Raw genomic sequence first — 23,091 nt, 5'->3', positions numbered from 1 at the left:
TTTTGATGAGATGTTATGTAATGCATTACCATGGATTTGTAAGGAATTTACTGAATCAAGTAAATAAACTACTTTAATGCTATCTTACCAAATAATTCATATGAATTCTGTGACCTAGGTCAAGTTGACAGTAAATCCCAATGTGATATAATAGAGAGCAAGAAAGTACACAATATCAAGTATGTGAAGTATCTATGGTGAAAAAGGCAAATGTGTGAGTTGGGATATGTTATCAACAGATTCCAATAAGCATGTTCGTAGTGCCAAAACCCATAGAGAAAAACATCCGATAGAGATGTGATTCTTACGGGCTCAAATGGGCCAGTAATAGACTATCATATTTATGGTGGTTTAAGATGAGTCGATAAGGCGAAATCTGGATACTCTTCCTCTTTAATAAGGAAGGGTATTTTTTGTATCTAAAAAAAGGTGCTTTCTTGCAGCTATGAAAATTCAAACTTAAAATTGAAGGAGGATGCTATGTTAAAGCAAATAGTCGAACGAGAAGAAAAAAATGAAGATATTATATTAGATGTAACAAATAAGAGGGTTATTTTATATCAATATGATAGTGACTGGTTAGAAGAGGAACTAGATGCACTTAAAAAAGCAGCCTTAAAACAGAATATTGATAAAATTACTGTCTATGGTCAGGAAGAGGATATCTCTTTACTAAGAGGACTTCCTTTGAAGAAAGAGGGAGAAATCGAAGGTTTTTTTGATGGTGAGACAGCCTTTATCTACTCTATATTTTTAAATCAATCAAGAACAGTCCAGCCACTGAAAGAAGAACAGCGGCATATTATTGAAAGTGCCCAAGAGAAGAATACAATTCCAAAAACATTAGATTTGCCGGAAGGTTTTGAACTCAGAAGGGCGAAGGAAAGTGATGTTATTGAAATGGCTAATGTCTTTGGAAAGGTATTTAAAAGCTATCCAACACCGATGAATGAACCCAAATACGTTAAAAAAGTAATGAAAGAAGACACATTATTTTCTTTGGTCACCCATGAGGATAGAATTGTGAGCATTGCTTCAGCAGACATCAATCCGAAGTATAACAATGCGGAAATTACTGATTGTGCCACATTGCCTGAGTACCGAGGAAAGGGTTTGCTCACAAGAATTATGTTTCACTTAGAGGATCGACTTAGAGTAAAAGAAGTACCTAATTTATTTTCTTTAACGAGAGCACAATCCTACGGGATGAATCATGCAGTAGCAAAACATGGTTACGGGTTTCAAGGGACTTTAATTCAAAATTGTGACATTTCAGGAAGTTTTGAAGACATGAATATATGGGTAAAAATCTTAAAAACATAGATTGTAGAAAGGGATAGATAATACAAAAGAATATATTATCTATCCCTTTTTTGTACGCGTATGTTATGAATTTATAAAAAATTCCTGGGGATATTGATAAAATGTGGAAAAATGACGCATACTGTAGTAAGATAAACTAAGACGTCATTCAGAGGAGATTTTATAGCTGAATCTAACCCAAGTCTATTTCAAAGATGATGTATATATAAAATCAACCGATAAGAAGAAAGGAAGATGATAATGAAAAATCCAATTATGACAATTACAATGGAAAGTGGCAAGGAGATTAAAGCAGAGCTTTACCCTGAAATTGCACCTAATACTGTCAATAACTTTATCTCTTTAATCAAAAAAGGATTTTACAATGGCGTAATTTTCCATCGTGTAATTCCAGGATTTATGATTCAGGGAGGAGATCCGGAAGGACTAGGCATTGGCGGACCAGGATATTCCATCAAAGGTGAATTTAGTGGAAATGGCTTTAAAAATGATCTGGTTCATACGAAAGGAGTCCTTTCTATGGCTCGTTCAATGAATCCCAACTCTGCAGGCTCGCAATTTTTTATTATGGCAGATAATGCTTCACACTTAGATGGACAGTATGCAGGATTTGGTAAGGTCACCGAAGGAATAGAAGAAGTTGATAAAATTGTTTCCGTAAAGCGTGATCCAAGAGATAAACCCCTTGAAGATCAGGTGATGAAGGAAGTCACAGTAGAAACCTTCGATACCGAGTACCCAGAGCCAGAAAAATTGTAAAATAAATCAAAAGCGCCTACTATTCAAATGAATAGTAGGCGCTTTTCTGTGTGTAGGTAGAGAAAAAATCCTCATTCTAAAGTATATGTGCCATCTTAAAAATCATGATAAATAAAACACAGAAAACCACATTTGTGAATATGATGATACTACGTAGCGGGCTTCATGAAATGAAATGAGAATATTTACGTGTAACTTACGCTACTTCCATCATTTAATAAAAGGAGGAAGGATCTGTGTACCCAAATAACCCAACACATTATTTACCACCGGTGGGAGATCCATGCTATATCTATCCCATCCCCTTTATGCCAAGGCAAGTCATGTTGGCAAACGCGTATATACCTTATCAGAGCTTTGTAGACGCCTATTCCCTCAGTGAAGCACTGATGAAGGGAACGCTTTTTCCGGAACTATTCCAGCCCTATGTACCAGAGGATAAACATTGGAAGGGGGAGAGGTAATGCATGAAAGAACACATGATAGGAAAGCTTTGTTAACCTGTATACAAGAAGTGGAATTTGCAGCCCTTGAGTTAAATCTTTATCTAGATACACATCGCTGTGATCAAAAGGCCTTAGCTCGGTATAATCATTTACACCAGCAATTGATGGCATTGAAGAAGCAATATGAAATGGCCCATGGACCATTGCTGAATTTTGGATTTTCACCAAGTCGCTATCCTTGGCAATGGGTAGAGGGACCATGGCCCTGGGAAAAACAATACTAAAGGAATAGGGAGGAAAGTATATGTGGATTTATGAAAAAAAATTGCAATATCCCGTACATGTAGGCCAAAAAGATTTGCGTATGGCTAGATACCTACTCACCCAGTACGGCGGACCCGATGGGGAATTATCGGCTGCCATACGTTATTTAAATCAAAGATATACCATGCCCACCAATGAATCCAAGGCATTGCTGACAGATATAGGCACCGAAGAACTAGCTCATGTTGAAATGATCAATACCATGATTTATCAATTGATGAAGGATGCAACCATAGCTGAAATAGAGGAAGCTGGACTTGGATCATTTTATGCCATTCGAGACGGGGCCCAATTTCCTTCGGACTCTAATGGAGTACCATGGACAGCTGCATATATTCAAGCCCATGCTGACCCCATAGCTGACTTACATGAAGATATGGCAGCAGAGCAAAAAGCAAGAACGGTATATGAAAATTTATTGGATCTAACTGATGATCCTGGGCTGAAGGACCCATTGAGATTTTTAAGGGAGAGAGAGGTAGTGCACTTCCAACGCTTTGGAGAAGCACTACGTATCGTACAAGAATACAAAGAAACCAAGAAAATATATTAGATCAGGTGATACACCTGATCTTTTTTTGTGCGCTATGAGTCGACGCGCTAGCGTCAGACGAATTACATTTAAGCACTTGAAATCTTAAACAACGCCCGTTAAAGATTTAAGTGCGCTATGAGTCGACGCGGTAGCGTCAGACGAATTTTGTGTAAAAAGCGTAAAATAAACCGATAATAAGAATAAGATTTAATTGAGGAGGGGTTGATGATGAAAACGCTGGTCATATTTGCACATCCTAATTCAGATAGCTTCAATGGGGCAATACGATATGTTGTAGAAAATCAATTGAAGGAAAATGGAGTCGAATATATCGTGAAGGATTTATACGCAATGAATTTTAATGGAATTTTGACTGTTAATGATTTAATGCAAATGAGAAAAGGAACTGTGGCAGATGATATTGCATTAGAGCAGAACGATGTGAGATGGGCAGAAAACCTAATATTCATTTTCCCCATATGGTGGATTGCACCTCCTGCTATCGTAAAGGGATGGATTGACCGAGTGTTGAGCCATGGATTTGCCTATGAACATCAGGAAGATGGAACCATAAAAGGACTGCTAGGAGACAAACGGGCTCTCATTATTACGACCTCAGGGGCTAACCAGGAGAAGATGCAAAATGAAGGAACTTTAGAAGCAATTGAAACGATGCTTATCAAGGGAATTTTTAATTTTTCTGGTATCAGCGATGTCACATATGAAAATCTTTTTCAAGTTACCAGCACCACTGATGAGAAGAGACAAGAAATGCTTCAACAGGTAGCCAGCTTAGTGAGTCGCCTTTAAATAGAATTAAATCAAGTATTTGAAAGTACATATACAGTAATGAATTTGTGTGAAGATATCAAAAATGAAAGGAGAAACATATGATATTGAGATTGTTCATTATTGCAATCACGCCAACGATAGCCATCGGAATGGCCTTTTATTTTGCTGATCGATATGATCGAGAGCCCTTAGGATTATTGTTGAAGGTTTTTGCTTTAGGTGCATTAAGCGTACTGCCAGTTATTGTGATTCAAAGGTTATTGCTCTCAATTAATATACTTCCGGGAATATTATCAACCGTCTATATTGCTTTTATGGTGGCAGGGTTTACAGAAGAATATTTCAAACGGTTGGCTATTCTTTTTGGGGCGTATCATAGTAGACATTTTAATGAAAAACTAGATGGCATTATTTATGCTGTTTTTTCTGCACTAGGATTTGCCACTGTAGAAAATATCATGTATGTGGTATTTAGATATACAGGCAATTACTATGTGGGAATTATGAGAGGCATTTTATCTGTTCCAGCTCATATGTTATTTGGGGTCACCATGGGGTATTATCTATCTCTAGCAAAATATACAGAGGATAAAGAACTCAGGTCTAAGTATTTTACGAAATCACTGATTGTGCCAATCGTATTTCATGGATTATTCAACTTTATATTAATGGCACAAATCCCCATACTGATGCTGCTATTCCTTCCTTATGTGATTTATCTATGGCGTGTGAATATAATTCGTCTGAATCGCTATACGAAGGAGAGCCGTGATCACTTTAATCGAATTAATGAAAAAGAGGAATGAAATATGATACAATATGATATAACAATTCAATTGACTGGAGCCATGGGATGCTAAAATGGTGAATTGATGGTCAAGCAAGGGGGATAAAAATGCTACAAGATATTGAAGCGGTGATTTTTGATTTAGATGGAACTTTAATCGATTCCATGTGGGTTTGGATGAAAATTGATGTTGAATTCTTAGAAAAGAGGGGGATTTTACTGCCTGAAGATTTGGGAAAAGGAATTGAAGGCATGAGCTTCACAGAAACAGCTGCGTTTTTCAAAAAGACCTTCAATTTACCAGAATCTGTTGAAGCAATTAAAAAGGAATGGATTGAAATAGGACAGGAATATTACAAAAATAAGATTCAATTAAAGCCTGGTGCAAAGGAATTTATTGAAATTCTAAAGGCAAAGGGAATTAAAATTGGTCTGGGAACCAGCTGCTCAGCGGAACTAGTAGAAGGCGTATTGAGTCAGCATAACTTGAAAAAATACTTTCACTCCATCGTCACTTCATGTGAGGTTGCTAAAGGAAAGCCACATCCCGATGTTTTTTTTAAGGTTGCCGAAAATTTAAATGTGAACCCTAGAAAGACACTGGTATTTGAAGATACTGTTGCGGGAGCCTTGGCAGGTAAGGCTGCAGGCATGAAAGTGATAGGGGTTTATGATGAATATTCAAAGGACTCTCTTCTGGAGCTTAAGGGAATTGTTGATATCTATGTAGAGACATTATCTGATTTCATTGAAGAAAAAAGTCAAGTAGGATAGTTTGTAGAAAAAAGTAATAAAGTGTAGACTGTTCAAAAACGTTTAGGTTAGAGGCACAGGAAAACCCAGCACCGAAGCGTATAGATGAAATACGTAAGGGTGCTGGGGTTTTGAAGTAACTAAGAAGATGAGCATTTTCAATTTTCAATAGTCTGGGTAGAGGACCTGTAAGGTCTCTATTCTAATTTGTCCCTGAGATAATACGAATCATTTCTTCAATTGAGGAATTGACGGGAATGTCAAAGGTACCAGACTTCAATTTTAAGGCTAAGTTCAACTCTTCAGCTAATTGAACAAAGACTTGTCCATCTTCAATTAAACCATTGTCAACTAGAATACCAGCAATCCTGACTCCAGGAGTTCCATTTGGAATCGTTATCTTCATGACTTCAGGGGTGATGGGCGCTTCAACGACAACGACTGGTTCAGTAGATTCCACCACAGGTACTTCTGCTTCTGCAGTCACTTCTTCTGTTTCACCAGATATTTCGGAATCCAATTCAGCGGATTCTTCTGTTTCACCAGATATTTCGGAATCCAATTCAGCAGATTCTTCTATTTCATCATCATGAATTTCAGGGAAATTGTTGATAGGTGGTGTCGTTTCCGCTTGGGAATCACTTGCTGCAATAACCACAAGATTATTGTCATCAAACCAAGCCCCAAGGCTGAAGGAGATAACAATAAACATACCAACTACAATGACCATCCCTAGTAAAATATCTGAATAGTCATAGATTAAGTCTTTTAACTTTTCCATATTTATCCATTCTCCTTCTTTATGTATTGTCTTTTTTAAGCATAGCACATATAGAAAGCAAATTTCAAGGTAAAGACGGATGTAATTTATCCCTTTAGAGATAGAATGATCAAATAATTGTTCTTGATATTTCCAACTAATGTTTAAAATCATGAAAATTACATAATAATTGCAATAGCAGTTATAATATGTTTAAATAGCTAATATACAATTAGTAGTTAAAAGCTTGCAAGGGGAGGGTGTCAAATGGCAAAAAAAATCAAAGAAATAGATACCGTAGAGGATTTAGAAAAACTAATAAAGAAATCACATAAGAAGCCTGTCTTTATATTCAAGCATGATGTGGCAAAGCAAGAAAGTGAGGATGTTTTTCAACAGTACAAAGACTTTATAGAAGAAAATGAAGAAGATATCATGTCTACAGTTGTATACGTTCGGGAAGATATGGAAGTATCTGATGCAGTTGAGGAGCTCTTGGAGGTAAACCATGACACACCCCAGATCATCTTAGTCATAGAAGCAGAAGTGGCCTGGGATGAAAGTGGTAATGGTATTACAACGGATCAACTGCTTGAAGTTGTCAGCGAATTTGTTGGTTTTTAGATACCTAAGAAAGGGGCATCCCGTCCTACTATGAGCGGGATGTCTTAAATATTTGCAATAAAATATGAACAGTGGTAAAATGGTCTATGGAATTCTATTGATAGGCATTAGGGGGATGAAAATGAAAAAAGAGATAATAGAGTGGATCAAGACCATTGCATTGGCATTGATAATTGCATTGGCAATAACCACATTTGTTAAGCCAACCATTGTAAAAAATTACTCCATGAGTCCAACTTTGGAGGAAAATGACTTTTTAATTATCAATAGATTGTTATATAATCGAGGCACTCCTCATAAGGGGGATATTGTTGTTTTTCAATCATCACTTAAGACCATTGGTGGAAAAGATAAATTACTTATTAAACGGGTGATTGGTGTGCCTGGTGATGAAATAACCATCGCCAATGGAGAGGTCTATGTTAATGGAGAAATGCTTGAGGAAACCTATATTGCTGAGGATTATACCTACGGACAAGTAGACTTAGTTGTTCCAGAGGGAAAAATATTTGCAATGGGAGATAACCGAAACAATAGTCTAGATAGTCGAGATGATATACTGGGATTGATAGAGATTGATGACATCATGGGGAAGGCTTTCATACGACTATTTCCCTTTAATAGAATTGGACCCCTATCGATTGCAAAGGCTTAAATAGATATTAATTAATAACAAATAACTGTCGATTAACTGTTGATTTATGCAAAAAAACATTGACAGGCTGTGGGTAATTACTTATAATTATTTTTAATAAATCTATTATCGGAAAAGTGCGGTGACGGAGAATAGTATAAAAGTAATGTTTTACAGAGAATAAGGTAATGGTGAGAGCCTTGTAGACTAGCTTTTTGAACCCACTCTAGAGCAGGTGATGACTAAGTCACTACGGGGATAATCACGTTAAGATTATACTAAGAGAGTCAATTTCACGATTGGCTAATTAGGGTGGTAACGCGGGTAAGCACTCGTCCCTTTCATGGGATGAGTGCTTTTTTTGTATAATGTTTTTTCAAGTATATAAAAAGATTTCACAAAATATACAAGCGTAAAATACGAAAGGAGTATTGATGATGACCAATTTAATGGAACAATGTAAAGTGCTACAAAATGCATCAAAGCAACTATCTTCAATGAATACAAAGGATAAGAATGAAGCATTAAGACAAGTGGCTATCAGTTTACAAAAAAATGAATCATTTATCATTCAAGAAAATCAAAAAGATGTTGAAAATGCAGAAGCAAAAGGGATGAAAGAGAGCTTAGTAGACAGATTGAGGCTGACAAAGGATAGAGTAGAAGGAATGATTAAAGGAATCCAAACGATCATTGAGTTAAAGGACCCAGTATGGAAAAGTAATGAAGTGTGGACATTAGAAAATGGGTTAACAGTGAGCAAAATGACGGTTCCAATAGGTGTTATCGGGATCATCTATGAATCAAGACCTAATGTGACTGTTGATGCATTTTGTTTAACATTAAAAAGTGGAAATGGAGTCCTGTTAAGAGGAAGCTCCACATCAATCTTCTCTAATCGGGCTTTAGTGCATGCAATTAAAGAAGGATTGAAAAACAGTGATGTTTCAGAGGCTGTCATTAGTTTAATTGATGATCCAGATAGAGGGCTTGTAAAAGAAATGCTGACATTAAATGAATATATCGATCTAATCATACCTCGAGGTGGAAAAGAACTGATTGATTTTGTTGTGAAAAATGCAACTGTACCCACAATAGAAACGGGAGTAGGTAATTGTCATATATTTGTTGATGAAAGTGCAAATATTGATGAAGCAGTTGATATTATTGAAAATGCAAAGGTACAACGACCAGGAGTATGCAATGCTTGTGAAACAGTCTTGATCCATGAAAAAATAGCTAAAGATTTGCTTCCAAAGGTAAGTGGGCGGATCGGAAAGCAAGTGGAAATAAGAGGCTGTCAGCATACACAAAGCCTAATCGGGGGAAAACTAGCAATAGAGGATGATTGGGCAGAGGAATTCTTGGATTATATTGTAGCGGTTAAAGTGGTGCCAAATGTTGATGAAGCCATTGAGCATATCAATCATTTTGGAACAAAGCACTCAGAAGCCATTTTAACGGAGAATTTAAGTCATGCAAATCAGTTTCTGCGGCAAGTAGATGCAGCAGCAGTGTATGTGAATGCCTCCACTCGTTTTACAGATGGTAGTGAGTTTGGTTTTGGAGGAGAAATGGGAATTAGTACACAAAAAATACATGCTAGAGGACCTATGGGATTAAATGAATTAGTGACTGTCAAATATACCATTGTTGGAAATGGACAAATTAGAAAGTAGTGAATAGGATGATAGAAGAACTAATCAATAAGAGTAAAAAAATTGTAATTAAGATAGGAAGTAATACCCTGTCTAATGACAATGGAACAATTAACAAGAATTTTTTAAAGGAACTAAGTGAACAAATCATTTACCTGAGGGACAAGGGAAAGCAATTTGTGATTGTATCATCAGGCGCAAGAATTGCTGGGGTTTCGACTCTAGGCAAGTGGATGAGAAAAGAAGATATGAACTATAAACAGGCACTTTGTGCCATAGGACAAGTAGAGCTGATGGATGCTTATCGAAGATGCTTTGAGCCATACAATGTTTTTATTGCACAAATGCTGTTAACAAGAGATGATTTTTCTGATGCTCATAGAAGACTCAATATAAGAAACACATTATTTACACTAGTAGATGAGGGCGTAATCCCGATCATCAATGAAAATGATACTGTCAGTGTAGAGGAGATTAGAATAGGAGATAATGACACCCTTGCAGCATTAACAACAAATATTTGGAATGCGGATTTATTGATACTCTTTAGTGATATTGATGGGATCTATGATAAAAATCCTAAGGAGCATGAAGATGCCATATTAGTAGAAAATGTGATGAATATAGACGAATTGCTTGAAAAAATTGAAGTTGGGGACGTAAATGAATTTGGTACAGGGGGAATTGCCACGAAAATTGAAGCGGCAAAAGCAGTTAATGATTATGGAATTCCAATGATACTTGCAAATGGAAAAAAGGAAAACATCTTATTAAAACTACTAGAAGGCACAGAAAAGGCCACGATTTTTCAAGCAGGGAAATGAGTGAATAATGTCTCCTTTGATCAAAAATAGTAGGTATAAAAACCGCCACATATACAAAAAATAGAGATGAAAAAGTATATGAGGAGGAGATTAAATGAAAGTAAAAGAAGTCATGACATCTCAAGTTTCATTTGCCCAGCAAAATAGCACAGTAAATGAAGTGGCACAAATCATGAAAAGTTTAGATATAGGTTCAGTTCCAGTTTGTAATCAACAAAATCAACCTGTAGGGATTGTCACTGATCGCGACATCGTTATTCGTGGATTAACAGCAGGACTTCAAGCGACGGATACAATAGAGAGGGTCATGACACAAAATCTAGTGTCTGTCTCTCCTGAAACTGATATACATGAAGCCGCTAGAGTCATGGGGGAGAATCAAATTCGCCGTTTGCCAGTTGTTGAAAATGGGCAAATCGTAGGGATGTTAGCCATTGGAGATTTAGCAGTTAAAAATATTTATGTCGATGAGGCTGGAGACGCTCTAAGTGAAATTTCTACTCCAAGTAACCTAAAAAACATGAAGTAATGGCATAAGACTAAAAAAAGTTTCTGCTCATTAGCAGGAACTTTTTTAATTGAAGTAGAAATTAGGGTATATATTGATTATGAGTACTAATACAATACATATAAAAAGAACATTAGGGGGATTGAAAATGATTAATGAAAAGACAGGCAGCCATGTTGCCCTGATGATCAATGGTAAAGGACCATTTGACTATGAATCTGGTATAACACTTGAAGAACTCAGTAAAGAATTTCAGGAGGAGATGGATTATTTAATAGTAACAGCAACTGTTGATAATCAATTAAAAGAATTAAATTACCAATTGTACGAGGATAGTGATATCCAATTCATAGATGTATGTCATTCCATTGGGTCGAGAGTGTATCAAAGAAGTTTGTCCTTTGTATTTATCCGAGTTTGTATGGAACTCTTTTCTGGGTGCAAAGTATCTGTGGAACACTCCTTAAGTAAAGGGTTATATTGTGAACTACATTACAAGAGACCCTTGGTAGAAGAAGACGTCAAGAGGATTAAAAATCGAATGGACGACATTATTGCTGAAGATGTTAGATTTGAAAAAAGTCGGATTCCAATAGATGAAGCGAAGGATATATTTAGGGAATATGGGCAAATGGGTAAAGTGAAGCTGTTAAAATACCGTGAAAAGCCCTATATCAATATGTATCAGTGTGGATGGTTAAAAAATTATTTTTATGGATATATGGTTCCTACTACAGGGTATCTGAAAGCGTTTGAGCTGAAATATTACGCTCCAGGAGTTATTATTCAGTATCCAAGAATTGCAGCCTTGGGTCAAATCCCTGTGTTTGAAGAACAACCTAAGCTTTTCAAAATATTCAGAGAGAGTGAAAAATGGGGGAAAATTCTAGATGTAGATCATGTTGCTTCATTAAACGATTTGATCGTAGAGAGGGAAGAAGGAGAATTCATTAGAATTGCAGAAGCATTACATGAAAAAAAGATTGCTGAAATTGCAGATCAAATCACAGAGAACATTGATCGAAAACGAGTGATCTTAATTGCTGGGCCAACTTCTTCTGGAAAGACAACCTTCTCCAAACGATTAGCCATTCAGCTCAAGGTAAATGGACTTAAACCCATACCAATCTCATTAGATGATTACTTTGTAAATCGGGAAGACACCCCTTTGGGGGAAGATGGAGAATATGATTTTGAGTCTCTTCATTCCATTGACTTGGAACTTTTTAATGAGCATCTTGAATTGTTAATAAAAGGAGAGGAAGTCGAAATTCCAACCTTCAATTTTCATATAGGGAAACGAGAGTATAAGGGGCATAAAGTGAAAATTGGTAAGGACCAACCTATTGTACTAGAAGGAATCCACGGTTTGAATGATGAATTAACCAAAGCTATTCCTAGAGAAAATAAGTTTAAGGTTTATATTAGTGCCTTAACCCAAATCAATGTAGATGAACATAATCGTATTCCAACTACTGATACACGAATGATTAGAAGAATGGTTAGGGATAATCAGTTTAGATCCATTGATGTAGAAAAAACACTAGCCCTATGGCCCTCGGTTAGACGTGGAGAAGAAAAAAATATTTTTCCTTTTCAAGAGGATGCTGATGCGATGTTTAACTCCGCGATGTTTTATGAACTGGGTGTATTGAAAAAATATGTAGAGCCTTTGTTACGACAAGTAGACAACAATAGTCCCTATCATCCCGAGGCTAAACGATTGTTGAAATTTTTAAGTTATTTTGTAGCTTTAGATAAAGAAGATGATATTCCTAAAACATCAATCTTACGTGAATTTATTGGGGGAAGCAGTTTTAAATAACTAGCTTCAGTAATACCAAAGAGATATAAGGGGGCAAACTAAAGACATGAATGAACAATTACAAAAGATTCTAGATACAAACCGACACCATATCCAAGGAGGGCAGTTACCCACATATATTCCCGAACTGAGTAAGGCTAACAAAGAGGCCCTGGGAATTTACGTAGCAGATCTTGATGGAAATGAGTACGGAGTTGGAGACTACGAATACCCTTTTACGATTCAAAGTATTTCCAAGGTAGTGACATTGCTACTGGCTTTATCAGATAGAGGTGAAAAATATGTCTTTGATAAGGTGGGAATGGAGCCCACAGGAGATCCATTTAACTCTATGATGAAGCTGGAAGTAGTAAGACCTTCGAAGCCTTTTAATCCAATGATTAATGCCGGTGCCATTGCAGTCACATCTATGATCAAAGGAGACTCTCAAAAGGAAAGGCTAGAGAGAATACTAGGTTTTTTTAGACAGTTAACAGAGAATCCAAACCTTCAGGTTAACCAATCGGTCTATCGATCAGAAAAGATAACAGGTGACCGTAATCGATCCATGGCTTACTTTATGAAGGACGTTGGCATTATGCAAAATGATATTGAATCAGACCTAGATCTATATTTTAATCAATGCTCTATTGAAGTAACATGTAAGGACATTGCTAAAATCGGACGCTTTTTAGCTAATGGGGGTGTTTTATTCGAAACAGGTCAACAACTGATTGATGAAAAATATATCAAGATGGCCGAGGCGTTTATGGTAACCTGTGGCATGTACAATGCATCAGGCGAGTTTGCCATTAAGGTAGGTATTCCTGCCAAAAGTGGGGTAGGTGGAGGCATTATGGCTTCAGTGCCTAAAAAGATGGGTATTGGTGTAGTGGGTCCATCATTAGACGAAAAAGGAAACAGTATTGCGGGGGTAAGGGTTTTACAAAAAATGGCTGAGGACTATGGACTATCTATTTTCTAAAGGATGGATGAAAATGAAAAAATCAGTGAAAGAACTTATTATACATCGTAAATCGACTAGAAATTTTTCTAAAAAACCCATTGAGGAATCGATATTAAATGAACTTAAGAAGCAAGGACAGCAAAGCAAGGCTTTGTATGAGGCCATCAGCGTTACCTTTGAAATTTCAAAAGGAAAGGAGATTACCAAGAAGCTAGGAGTGACAACGGGCTACTTTGGAAAACTATTTGAAGCACCCCATTACTTAGTTGCCATTACTGATACCAAAGAAGGATACCAAGAGAACATGGGTTATCAAATGGAGCAAGTTTTGTTAGCTGCACAAGAGCTTCAAATCGGAACTTGTTGGATAGCTGTTATTCATCACCGTCAGCAAATTAACGAGTTTTTTAATGTACCAAGGGGAAGGACTCTTCTGGCTCTAAGTCCCATAGGAAGTGAAGTGGAGCCATTTGGTTATAAGCTGCTCAATAGGAGTAAGCAGTCAGAGCCATCGATTCGAAAGTCCTTAGATGAGTTTGTGTGGATTGACTCATGGGATCGTCCATATAATGAGTCTAAGCATGGAAGCTTAGACGGCTTTGAAGCCATATTAAAAGATGCTAAGCTGGCACCCTCCTGGGGTAATGAACAGCCTTGGAGAGTATTAATCGAAGGAGAGCAACTACATCTATACACAATTCCCTTTAAAAAAGACGAAGAATCCTTTAATCCCCATAAAATTGACTGTGGTATCTTCATGTATTATATTGAAGCGCTGGCTAAGGAAGTGGGGATTGAAAGCAATTGGTCTAGGGAGTCAGTGACAATCGTCTCTCCTAAAAACTTTCAATATATTGCTACTTTGAAGCTGAATAGGGATTAATCTAGTAGGAGTCTTGGATATGCAAGACTCCTACTAGGTGGAATTTTGACAATCTTCTGAAAAAGCAATATAATATTGATATTGAATGAGAAAGGGGGACTAGTTATGAAGGACATAATGGTATTAAGAGATTTAGATCAAATTAAGGCGATCTCTCACCCCTACCGAGTAGAGGTGTTAGAATCCTTTGAACGAGATGAGCCTCGTTCTGCTAAGCAAGTGGCAGAAAAGCTAGGGGAGCCACATGCAAAGGTCAACTATCATATTAAAAGTCTATTAAAGGTTGAGATATTGGAATTAGTTGATGAAAGAATTAAAGCAGGTATTGTGGAGAAGTATTATTTACCTGCGGCAAAGGTGTTTGTGATAGATAAGAATTTTATGAAAAACATCGATGAGGATGTACTTCAATCAATTAATCAAGTGGCCATTTCATTATTTGAAAAAACCAGTGCAGAGTTTTATCGTGCATCAGAGCAACTAGTAGAAGAAACTAAATTTATTAACCAATTTAGTGAATACTATTTAAGTAGAGAAGAAATGAAGGACCTGACAAAAAAAGTAGAGGCCACAATTACTGAATACTTAGTGGACAAAAAGGATCAAAAGCGACAAGGCACAAGGCCTTATAGTATTACTGTCTTAGGGATTCCAAAGGTAACAGCCCTAAAAAAGCGAGGTTAGTACCAGATTTGTTGACAAGATTGTCAATGAGAATGATAGATTAACTTGATTGATATGGATCCTATAGTTAAAATTTAACCATGGTAGGATGGTATGCAATGGAAAATATTTATTTGATACTAAGTACAATATTAATCCTACTGGGAGTGGCGGGTATTTTTATGCCAGCACTACCGGGTCCCATTCTTGTTTTAGCAGGAGTGTTTCTTTATAGTTATGGCACTGAATTTACAGTGATTACACTTCATTGGCTTGTCATATTTGGAATCCTGACCTTATTCAGTATAATATTTGACTATGTAGCCTCTTTTTTTACCACAAAAAAATTTGGAGCAAGTCAATTAGGTGTGATGGGTATGATTATAGGAGGGATCATTGGTTTTTTTCTGCTCAGTATCATTGGTCTAATCATAGGTCAAGTAATCGGGACATTTACAGGTGAAGTTCTGTCTGGAAAATCATTGAAAAGCTCACTTCGAATTGGTGGCGCCGCTTTTTTTGGATATGTTTTGAGCATTGTTGTTAATGTTACCATCATAGGAATCATGATAGGGTTATTTGTATTTAAAGTGATGTCATAGAATCACTCTATTCTGGAAAAATTCAGCTATCATTTATATAAAAACCGTCTATTGCTTAATAAGCAATAGACGGTTTTTTTTTGTGGTTTTTTAGGTGTGAAGGTGAAGTTCACGGAAACGATCATTTTGAATTCAGTTGTTCAGTGGGAGAAAAATTAAAAATAATAAGAATAGAATTCTTCTTAAACAGCATACTATATAAAAGGTGATTCTTCATTTATTGGTTTTATTTGGTAATGTACTTGGAATTTTTCAAAATCGTAGAGCTCGATCTCAACTCGTGGATTCTCAGAATCAATAAAATCAAAAAGCAGGACAGGTCTAAGTTGCTTATCATTTGAAATGATGCCACTTTTTTCAATCCCATCACAAATACTTTTAGGGTAGTTGTGCAAATCTCCCATCCGTCTGTCTGGAAAGTATAATCTCAAAATTGTAATTAATTGTTGCGTCAATTGAGGTCCTGCATACTGTTGGTTAATATAACCAGCAATCATATTTTCATAAGCCACATAACGACTGTGTTTACCAGATTTAGGCATCCACACTTGTCCGTTTTTATGGGTCAGTTTAAAGTTGGACTTACTAACTGGTCGTCCTGGTATTGTGAATTTCAGCATTGTACACCTCCAAGCACATTTTATCATAGAACCTACATATAATGTAAAAAGGATTCTTGTTTTTTGTATATTGCTATAGGATGTGATTCCATGTCAAAAATAAAATCTAAACCGTTGGAATGGCTGCAAGCCTTAATTGTAGCTATTTTTATAGCCATGTTGATTGAGCATTTTCTATTTAGCTTTGCTGTTGTGCAGGGACAATCCATGTACCCAACTTTAAATTCCCATGATCGATTATTGGTGGTAAAGCTCAATTTAACAGAGCGAACCCCAAGACCAGGAGATTTAATTGTGTTTTCTCCCCCCAGTAGTCAGAGACAAAATGAATTGTTTGTTAAACGTGTCGTTGCCATAGAATCCGATTATTTTACCTTCGAAGAAGGGGAACTATATATTAATGAGGAAAGGGTACAAGAAACCTATATTAATGGGGAGTCTTATATCCAGAGAAATTATCGGCTGAATGATGGGCAGGTTCCCACAGATAATGTTTTGGTGCTAGGAGATAATCGCAATGACAGTAACGATAGCAGAAGCTTTGGATATGTAGATGTGAATCAAATTAAAGGAAAAGTACTTTTGCGCGTCTGGCCATTGAATGAATTGAAAGCCTTTGTCAATCCATAGAGATGTTTTCACATCTCTTTTTTGTGACTATTTTGACTTTACAATCAATATCTTCAATGGTATTGTGTATGCAATAAGGAGTGAGTACTTTGAATCTAAAGAAGGAAATAATTGATTTTGCAAAAACAATTGGCATAGATTTAATTGGATTTACGACAGCAGCGCCTTTTGAAGAATTGAGACCTATTTTAGAAGAAAGAAAGGCAAAGGGATATTTATCTGGGTTTGAAGAACAAGACATGGAAAAAAGAATTGACCCTAAAAAGACAATGGCAAACGCCCAATCTATCCTTGTGATTGGACAGCCTTATTATATAGATGACCTTGAGACAACTCTAGGGGACTCACAATTTTATGGAGAACTTGCCCGAACGGCCTGGGGAACAGACTATCATCAGATTGTCAAAGAGAAGCTAGAAGAGATTATGTCATTTATTAAGGAGAAAGAGGAGAATGTGGAATATCGTACCTTTGTAGATACAGGACCCTTAGTAGATCGCCAAGTGGCCTACCGTGCAGGCCTGGGGTGGTATGGTTGGAATAATACCTTGATCAGCTCTAAATATGGATCATGGTTTTTCATTGGATATTTATTAATCAATCTTGAATTTCCCCCTGATCGACCCATGGATGATCAGGTTTGCTTAGCCTGTCAGTTGTGCATAAAACATTGCCCAAATCAGGCATTACAAGGGCCATACTCCTTCAATTCCCAAAGATGCGTAAGTAATTTGCTCCAGCAAAAGGAGGAAATGAAGGATGCAGATAAAAAGAAAATTGGAAAAAAAATATATGGATGTGATATTTGTCAAAGTGTTTGTCCTCATAATGAAAGAGTCAGAAAAACAAAAGAATTGCGCTTTCAACCTCAGAATCCTAAACATGAAATTGACTTAATCCATTTCTTAGGGATTTCAAAAAAAGAGTTCAAAGACATCTATGGTCAAAATGCATCGGGATGGCGTGGGAAAAAGATACTGCAACGAAATGCCATTATTGCCATGGGGAACCATCACAATAAAGAAGCAATACCACATTTATTGCCTTTACTGAAGGACCCAAGGCTGGATATCAGGAGCGTCACGATTTGGGCACTTAATGAACTGGATCCTGAATATACCTGTCAATTACTTCAAGAGATGATGGAGAGGGAAAACAGTGAGGAGCTGCAAAGTATGATGAATAAGTATTGCAACCCCTAACTACATTTAAGTAGACAATTAAAATAATTGTAGAGGAATTATGATTTGCTGAATAGGATAATAGAAAGGCAATTTAGCTGACCAAGGAGGAATCTAGATGAAAACCTATCCGAAGTTATCCTATCAGCAGTTGAAAAAATATTGTGATTTAACACGATTTAAATTTGATAAAACAGATGAAGTACCGTGCCTTATGGGAATTATGGGACAAAAAACTGCTGAAGCAGCAATGGAGTTTGGCTTAGAAGTTGAGCATCCCAGCTATAATATTTATATCAGTGGTGCCAAGGGGACGGGAAGGACCACCTATGCAAAAGAAGTCGTTGAGGCTGCAGCAAAGAAAAAAACAATTCCCCAAGACTGGTGCTATGTTTATGGACTTGATGAAGATGCTAAAATAATTGCATTAAACATGCCTGCGGGAATGGGAAAAAACTTTCAAGTCGATATGAGAGAATTAATAAAAGATGTCTTAACACAGGTCCCCCAAGCTTTTAATAGTGAAGATTATGATCACCAGCGTAATGGCATATTAAAAAAATTTCAGGAGCAAAAAAATAAGCTGATACAAGACCTGTCAGCCTATGCCAATGAAAAGCAGTTTTCTGTTAAGAGCACCAGTACTGGATTTACCTTCACACCTTTGTTAGAGGGGGAAGAGGCCAGTGAAGAGGAAATGATGGCCTTAGATGATGAATCCCAGGAGGAATTAGAAGTTAGAATGGAGGAAGTTCATCAAAGGGCTTTATCAATTGTCACCAAGGTAAAACAATTAGAACGTTTGGCAAAGAAAAAATTACTTCAACTAGAAATCAAGGTTGGACTATTTGTTGTACGCCCATTAATTGGAGATTTTCTTGATAAATATAAGGACTGCGAAAAAGTAATGGATCATATTAGGCGAGTCGAACAGGATCTAATTGAAAATATCCATCGATTTATGGCGGAGGAAGATGGAGAAATAGTCAGCATTAGTAGTGAAATTGAAGAAAATGATTTCTTTAAAAGATATATGGTCAACTTATTTATTGACCACAGTAAGACTGAGGGGGCACCGGTGATATTAGAGTTTAATCCTACATTAAATAACTTGACGGGTAAAATAGAGTATGAAAATGTAAATGGGAACCTAAGAACAAATTTTCTAAAGATCAAACCAGGAGCCATACAGTCAGCTAATGGAGGTTACTTAATTGTTGAGGCAAGGCAGCTTTTGACAAATCCCTTTGCCTGGGAAACACTAAAACGAATTTTGCAAACCAAAGAGATTACAATTGAAAACATGACGAGTAAATTAGGGGTGGCAGATGGAAGTTCCTTTAAACTAGAACCAATACCAATCAACTTGAAGGTGATCATGATTGGAAGTGGGATGCTTCACCAGCTGCTATACCAGCATGATGATGATTTTGAAAAGTACTTCAAAATCCTAGTAGACTTCCAGGAAGAAATGGACCGTAGCCCTGAACATGAACAGCAGATGGTTCAATTTATTAGCTGTTACACACAAAGGGAAGGGACTAGAGCACTTGATAAAACAGGTGCCGCCAGGGTCATCGAATACAGTTCTCGATTGGCTGGCAGCCAAAAAAAACTATCATGTCGATTCAATAAAGTGATTGAGATCATCATTGAAGCTAATCAATGGGCAAATAGTAACCAACATGAAATTATTACTGAAAGGGATGTCAATTTAGCGATTCATGAAAAGTGGGCTAGGCTAAAAAAATATCAGAATAAATCAGAAGAAATGTTCAAGGAAGGGAAAATATTAATTGATGTGAAAGGGGTGAAGGTGGGGGTAATCAATGGTCTTTCTGTGATTAACATGGGGGAATACCGTTTTGGTAAGCCAAGTGCGATTACAACTACAGTCAGTCGAGGAAAAGGAAATATCGTCAATATTGAGCGTGAAGCTAACTTAAGTGGAGACATATATGATAAAGGAGTGATGATTCTAACTGGATTTTTGATGGAACGATTTGCTCAAGGGAGAGAATTTAACCTAACAGCACGTATTTGCTTTGAACAATCCTATGGAGGAATAGATGGGGATAGTGCTTCAGGAGCGGAATTATTTGCATTACTTTCCAATATGGCTAATATTCCATTAAAACAGTCTATTGCTGTCACTGGGTCCGTTAATCAAAAAGGATTTATTCAGCCAGTGGGAGGTGTGACTGAAAAAGTGGAAGGTTTTTATCATTTGTGTCAAAAGAGAGGGTTGACCGGTAATCAAGGTGTCGTGATTCCTTATCAAAATATTGATGATCTCATGCTTAGCGATGAAGTTGTAAGTGCAGTCAGGCAAGAGAAGTTCCATATGTATGCCATCAAGCACATTAATGAGGGAATTGAAATATTAACAGATGTACCAGCAGATGTGGTTTATGAAGCAGTAGAGAGAAGACTTGAAAAATATAGTAGGAAATACAAGTCTAAAAAAGACACCTAGTAGGTGTCTTTTTTAGACTTGCGTCAACAGTATGTTTAATAAATAATAATAAATCGTTACAAATAAAGACATTCATTCAATATTCATATAAATATCTTATGAAATCTAAATCGTTTTAATATTGGAACTTTAGTTAGACAGGAGGAATTTGTTACTAATTGTTGTATAATAACTAATGAAAAGAATTTAATGATGTGATTTTTAAAGGGATTACAATGAATGGAATTGTGGCAAGATTGTTTTATTTCCAAATAAAGAAACCCTAGAAGCTTGGAAATAAACTAATTAATCATAGGACTACGTGTTTAATTAGTTGCCCTAGGGTACACAATGAATAATAGTAAACTGGTTTCATCAAGCTGAAACACCAAGGAACTAGATGGGGAATTGCCCCTCAAAGATAAGGTTTTAATAAAAAAATTAATGAAGGAGGTACATAAAAATGAATAATGTTCACGAGTTACAATTTTTAAAAGAAAAAATCCAAGAATTGAAAAACGACGGTGTCTATCGTAAGCTTCCAATTTTAGAAGGCCCAAATGAGGCTGAGATTATGCTAAATGGGAAAAAGGTGATTAACCTATCATCTAATAACTACCTAGGATTTGCTAATCATCCACAGATAAAGAAGGCAGCAATCGATGCAGTTGAAAAGTACGGGGTAGGAGCTGGAGCCGTAAGAACCATTGTTGGAAACATGGATATCCATGAAGAGCTAGAGCGTGTCTTAGCTGAATTTAAAAGAGAAGAAGCGGTAATGGTATTCCAATCGGGATTTAATTGTAATGCTGGTACCATCCAAGCAGTTACAGAGAAGGGAGATTTAATCATCTCCGATCAATTAAACCATGCAAGTATTATTGATGGCGCACGACTCAGTAGAGCAGATAAAACTGTATTTAAACATGCTGATATGGATAATCTAGAGCAGGTCCTAAAGGAAAACCAAGATAAGTACAGAAATAAACTGATTATCACAGATGGTGTATTTAGTATGGATGGTGATATTGCACCCTTACCTGATATTGTGGAATTAGCAGAAAAGTATGGGGCCATGACCTACGTAGATGATGCCCATGGATCAGGTGTTTTGGGGGAAAATGGAAGAGGCACGGTGGATCATTTTGGATTACATGGTCGTGTTGACTTTACAATTGGTACCCTCTCTAAAGCCATCGGTGTCATTGGTGGTTACGTAGCTGGAAGCCATACAATGAAGGAGTGGTTAAGTCACCGAGGAAGACCATTATTATTCAGCACATCTCTTCCACCAGCAGCAGTGGGATCAATTATTGAAGCAGTAAAACTGTTGATGAGCACTACTGAATATACTGATCGTTTATGGGATAATGCGAAATACTTTAAAGAGAAGATTAGCCAGTTAGGTTTCGATATTGGACACAGTGGGACACCGATCACACCAGTCATCATCGGAGAAGAAGGGAAGGCAATGGCCTTTAGCAAAAAGCTATTAGAAAATGGCGTTTTTGTTTCAGGAATCATATTTCCAACAGTAGCTAAGGGGACAGGTAGAGTGCGTTGTATGGTAACAGCAGGTCACACAAAGGAACAATTAGACCGTGCTGTAGAAGTATTTAAAAAAGTGGGTCAAGAAATGGACCTATTATAGATAAATAAAATAAGCTATCAGGAAAAGCCATGAGAAATCATGGCTTTTTGCCATATGTGTGCCATGAGTTGATGCCAGTCCATCAGACAAACTAGATATATTAATCAATTAAAAAGTATATTTATTAGCAGGAATTGGTAAAAATGTAACGAAGTAATGATATAAGAGAAATTGATAAAATAATAACGGAAAAATAACAAAGATACAGTTGATGAAACATAACATATAATAATAAGACCATTTCCAAGATAACGATACATTTTCAGTCTATTCTCTGATTTAGTGGTTTCATAGAGAGCCTAAGAAAGGAGAGATTTGTCAATGAAAAAGAAGATCATGGAGTGGCGTAAAGTGATTATTTTTGCTGCTATCATCTCCCTTGTCATAGCTATCCTTGCTAGACCCACAATTATCACTGGAGAATCAATGACCCCTACATTGGGACATGGATGTGTTTTATTTGTGAATCAGCTCAACTATAAAACAAAAGAGCCTACCCATGGAGATATCATTGTTTTCAAATCTAATATAAAGGTAGATGGAAAAAAAATTGAATTGATTAAACGTGTGATAGCCCTAGAGGGAGAGCAAATAACCATTGGAGACGGTAAGGTATTTATCAATCAAGAAGAATTAGAAGAGCCCTATATCCCCCAAGGCATGTTGACCCTTGGAGAGCTAGATGGGGTGGTACCAAAGGGGCGGGTTTTTGTACTGGGAGATAACCGAATCAACAGCACTGACAGTCGGAGCTATAAAGTAGGGTCAGTAAAAGTAGATGCAGTAGTGGGAAAAGCATATTTTAGACTTTTGCCATTGAGTCTTGTAGGATCCGTAAGATAGATAAAGCCGATGAAGTGAATATAACGCTCTTATTTATTCTTAATAAGGCAGCTATGCTGTTTTTT

25 protein-coding genes and 1 other annotated feature are annotated in these 23,091 nt (G+C 36.7%); of the genes, 23 read left to right on the top strand and 2 right to left on the bottom strand.

Features of this window, described 5'->3' with window-relative positions; all coding sequences use genetic code 11:
• The first annotated feature begins 480 nt into the window (after positions 1–480).
• From ablB to AMET_RS17940, 8 genes are all read left to right on the top strand, one after another.
• Entirely contained in the window at positions 481–1,323 is an 843-nt protein-coding gene (ablB, locus tag AMET_RS17975; RefSeq protein ID WP_012064739.1) for a putative beta-lysine N-acetyltransferase, read from the top strand.
• A gap of 240 nt (positions 1,324–1,563) precedes the next feature.
• A complete protein-coding gene (locus tag AMET_RS17970; protein ID WP_012064738.1) occupies positions 1,564–2,082 on the top strand; it encodes a peptidylprolyl isomerase in 519 nt (172 codons plus the stop codon).
• A gap of 236 nt (positions 2,083–2,318) precedes the next feature.
• The gene (locus AMET_RS17965) at positions 2,319–2,546 is read left to right on the top strand and encodes a spore coat associated protein CotJA (RefSeq protein ID WP_012064737.1); all 228 of its coding nucleotides are present in this window, start codon (positions 2,319–2,321) and stop codon (positions 2,544–2,546) included.
• Positions 2,546–2,812 carry a spore coat protein CotJB gene (locus AMET_RS17960; RefSeq protein ID WP_012064736.1) on the top strand — a complete coding sequence of 89 codons (267 nt, stop codon included), beginning with the start codon at positions 2,546–2,548 and terminating at the stop codon, positions 2,810–2,812. The genes AMET_RS17965 and AMET_RS17960 overlap by 1 nt, the downstream gene beginning before the upstream one ends.
• A 20-nt stretch (positions 2,813–2,832) precedes the next feature.
• Positions 2,833–3,405, top strand: a complete 573-nt coding sequence (locus AMET_RS17955) for a manganese catalase family protein (protein WP_012064735.1) — start codon at positions 2,833–2,835, stop codon at positions 3,403–3,405.
• A 207-nt stretch (positions 3,406–3,612) separates the two neighbouring features.
• Entirely contained in the window at positions 3,613–4,197 is a 585-nt protein-coding gene (locus AMET_RS17950) for an NAD(P)H-dependent oxidoreductase (RefSeq protein ID WP_012064734.1), read from the top strand.
• A gap of 80 nt (positions 4,198–4,277) precedes the next feature.
• On the top strand, positions 4,278–4,985 hold the full coding sequence (locus AMET_RS17945; RefSeq protein ID WP_012064733.1) for a PrsW family intramembrane metalloprotease: 708 nt from the start codon (positions 4,278–4,280) through the stop codon (positions 4,983–4,985).
• 89 nt (positions 4,986–5,074) lie between these two features.
• Complete coding sequence (locus AMET_RS17940) at positions 5,075–5,740, top strand: HAD family hydrolase (protein WP_012064732.1); 666 nt, start codon at positions 5,075–5,077, stop codon at positions 5,738–5,740.
• Positions 5,741–5,921: 181 nt separating this feature from the next.
• Here AMET_RS17940 and AMET_RS17935 read toward each other — a convergent pair whose 3' ends face one another.
• Entirely contained in the window at positions 5,922–6,500 is a 579-nt protein-coding gene (locus AMET_RS17935; protein WP_012064731.1) for an MltG/YceG/YrrL family protein, read from the bottom strand.
• A gap of 246 nt (positions 6,501–6,746) precedes the next feature.
• Here AMET_RS17935 and ytxJ point away from each other — a divergent pair, with 246 nt between their 5' ends.
• From ytxJ to AMET_RS17885, 10 genes are all read left to right on the top strand, one after another.
• A complete protein-coding gene (ytxJ, locus tag AMET_RS17930) occupies positions 6,747–7,103 on the top strand; it encodes a bacillithiol system redox-active protein YtxJ (protein WP_012064730.1) in 357 nt (118 codons plus the stop codon).
• A gap of 121 nt (positions 7,104–7,224) precedes the next feature.
• A complete protein-coding gene (lepB, locus tag AMET_RS17925; protein ID WP_012064729.1) occupies positions 7,225–7,758 on the top strand; it encodes a signal peptidase I in 534 nt (177 codons plus the stop codon).
• 112 nt (positions 7,759–7,870) lie between these two features.
• Positions 7,871–8,080, top strand: a binding site (T-box leader).
• A gap of 91 nt (positions 8,081–8,171) precedes the next feature.
• Complete coding sequence (locus AMET_RS17920) at positions 8,172–9,416, top strand: glutamate-5-semialdehyde dehydrogenase (RefSeq protein ID WP_012064728.1); 1,245 nt, start codon at positions 8,172–8,174, stop codon at positions 9,414–9,416.
• Positions 9,417–9,424: 8 nt separating this feature from the next.
• Positions 9,425–10,219: a glutamate 5-kinase gene (proB, locus tag AMET_RS17915; RefSeq protein ID WP_012064727.1), complete on the top strand. Its 795-nt coding sequence runs from the start codon at positions 9,425–9,427 to the stop codon at positions 10,217–10,219.
• 94 nt (positions 10,220–10,313) lie between these two features.
• A complete protein-coding gene (locus AMET_RS17910; protein ID WP_012064726.1) occupies positions 10,314–10,748 on the top strand; it encodes a CBS domain-containing protein in 435 nt (144 codons plus the stop codon).
• 127 nt (positions 10,749–10,875) lie between these two features.
• The gene (locus tag AMET_RS17905; protein ID WP_157047288.1) at positions 10,876–12,552 is read left to right on the top strand and encodes a nucleoside kinase; all 1,677 of its coding nucleotides are present in this window, start codon (positions 10,876–10,878) and stop codon (positions 12,550–12,552) included.
• A gap of 46 nt (positions 12,553–12,598) precedes the next feature.
• Entirely contained in the window at positions 12,599–13,516 is a 918-nt protein-coding gene (glsA, locus tag AMET_RS17900; RefSeq protein ID WP_012064724.1) for a glutaminase A, read from the top strand.
• 13 nt (positions 13,517–13,529) lie between these two features.
• Positions 13,530–14,381 (top strand): nitroreductase family protein, encoded by an 852-nt coding sequence (locus AMET_RS17895; RefSeq protein WP_012064723.1) that lies wholly within the window; start codon positions 13,530–13,532, stop codon positions 14,379–14,381.
• A gap of 105 nt (positions 14,382–14,486) precedes the next feature.
• The gene (locus tag AMET_RS17890; RefSeq protein ID WP_012064722.1) at positions 14,487–15,065 is read left to right on the top strand and encodes a transcriptional regulator; all 579 of its coding nucleotides are present in this window, start codon (positions 14,487–14,489) and stop codon (positions 15,063–15,065) included.
• 98 nt (positions 15,066–15,163) lie between these two features.
• Positions 15,164–15,646 carry a DUF456 domain-containing protein gene (locus AMET_RS17885; RefSeq protein ID WP_012064721.1) on the top strand — a complete coding sequence of 161 codons (483 nt, stop codon included), beginning with the start codon at positions 15,164–15,166 and terminating at the stop codon, positions 15,644–15,646.
• 194 nt (positions 15,647–15,840) lie between these two features.
• Here AMET_RS17885 and AMET_RS17880 read toward each other — a convergent pair whose 3' ends face one another.
• A complete protein-coding gene (locus AMET_RS17880; RefSeq protein WP_012064720.1) occupies positions 15,841–16,266 on the bottom strand; it encodes a RusA family crossover junction endodeoxyribonuclease in 426 nt (141 codons plus the stop codon).
• A gap of 90 nt (positions 16,267–16,356) precedes the next feature.
• Between AMET_RS17880 and lepB (AMET_RS17875) the strand changes: the two genes are divergently transcribed.
• The 5 genes from lepB (AMET_RS17875) (at position 16,357) to lepB (AMET_RS17855) (ending at position 23,026) form a co-directional block, all read left to right on the top strand.
• Positions 16,357–16,896, top strand: coding sequence for a signal peptidase I (gene lepB / locus AMET_RS17875; protein WP_012064719.1), 540 nt, complete (start codon positions 16,357–16,359; stop codon positions 16,894–16,896).
• Between the two features lie 89 nt (positions 16,897–16,985).
• The gene (queG, locus tag AMET_RS17870) at positions 16,986–18,098 is read left to right on the top strand and encodes a tRNA epoxyqueuosine(34) reductase QueG (RefSeq protein ID WP_012064718.1); all 1,113 of its coding nucleotides are present in this window, start codon (positions 16,986–16,988) and stop codon (positions 18,096–18,098) included.
• 97 nt (positions 18,099–18,195) lie between these two features.
• Positions 18,196–20,553 carry a Lon protease family protein gene (locus AMET_RS17865; RefSeq protein ID WP_012064717.1) on the top strand — a complete coding sequence of 786 codons (2,358 nt, stop codon included), beginning with the start codon at positions 18,196–18,198 and terminating at the stop codon, positions 20,551–20,553.
• Positions 20,554–20,995: 442 nt separating this feature from the next.
• Positions 20,996–22,183 (top strand): glycine C-acetyltransferase, encoded by a 1,188-nt coding sequence (locus AMET_RS17860; RefSeq protein ID WP_012064716.1) that lies wholly within the window; start codon positions 20,996–20,998, stop codon positions 22,181–22,183.
• A 321-nt stretch (positions 22,184–22,504) separates the two neighbouring features.
• The gene (gene lepB / locus AMET_RS17855) at positions 22,505–23,026 is read left to right on the top strand and encodes a signal peptidase I (RefSeq protein ID WP_012064715.1); all 522 of its coding nucleotides are present in this window, start codon (positions 22,505–22,507) and stop codon (positions 23,024–23,026) included.
• The last annotated feature ends 65 nt before the right edge of the window (positions 23,027–23,091 follow it).

The sequence above is a fragment of the Alkaliphilus metalliredigens QYMF genome (assembly GCF_000016985.1).
Lineage (GTDB): Bacteria > Bacillota > Clostridia > Peptostreptococcales > Natronincolaceae > Alkaliphilus_A > Alkaliphilus_A metalliredigens.
The sequence above is the reverse complement of the archived record's forward strand: the minus strand, read 5'-3'. Positions and strand labels throughout refer to the sequence as shown.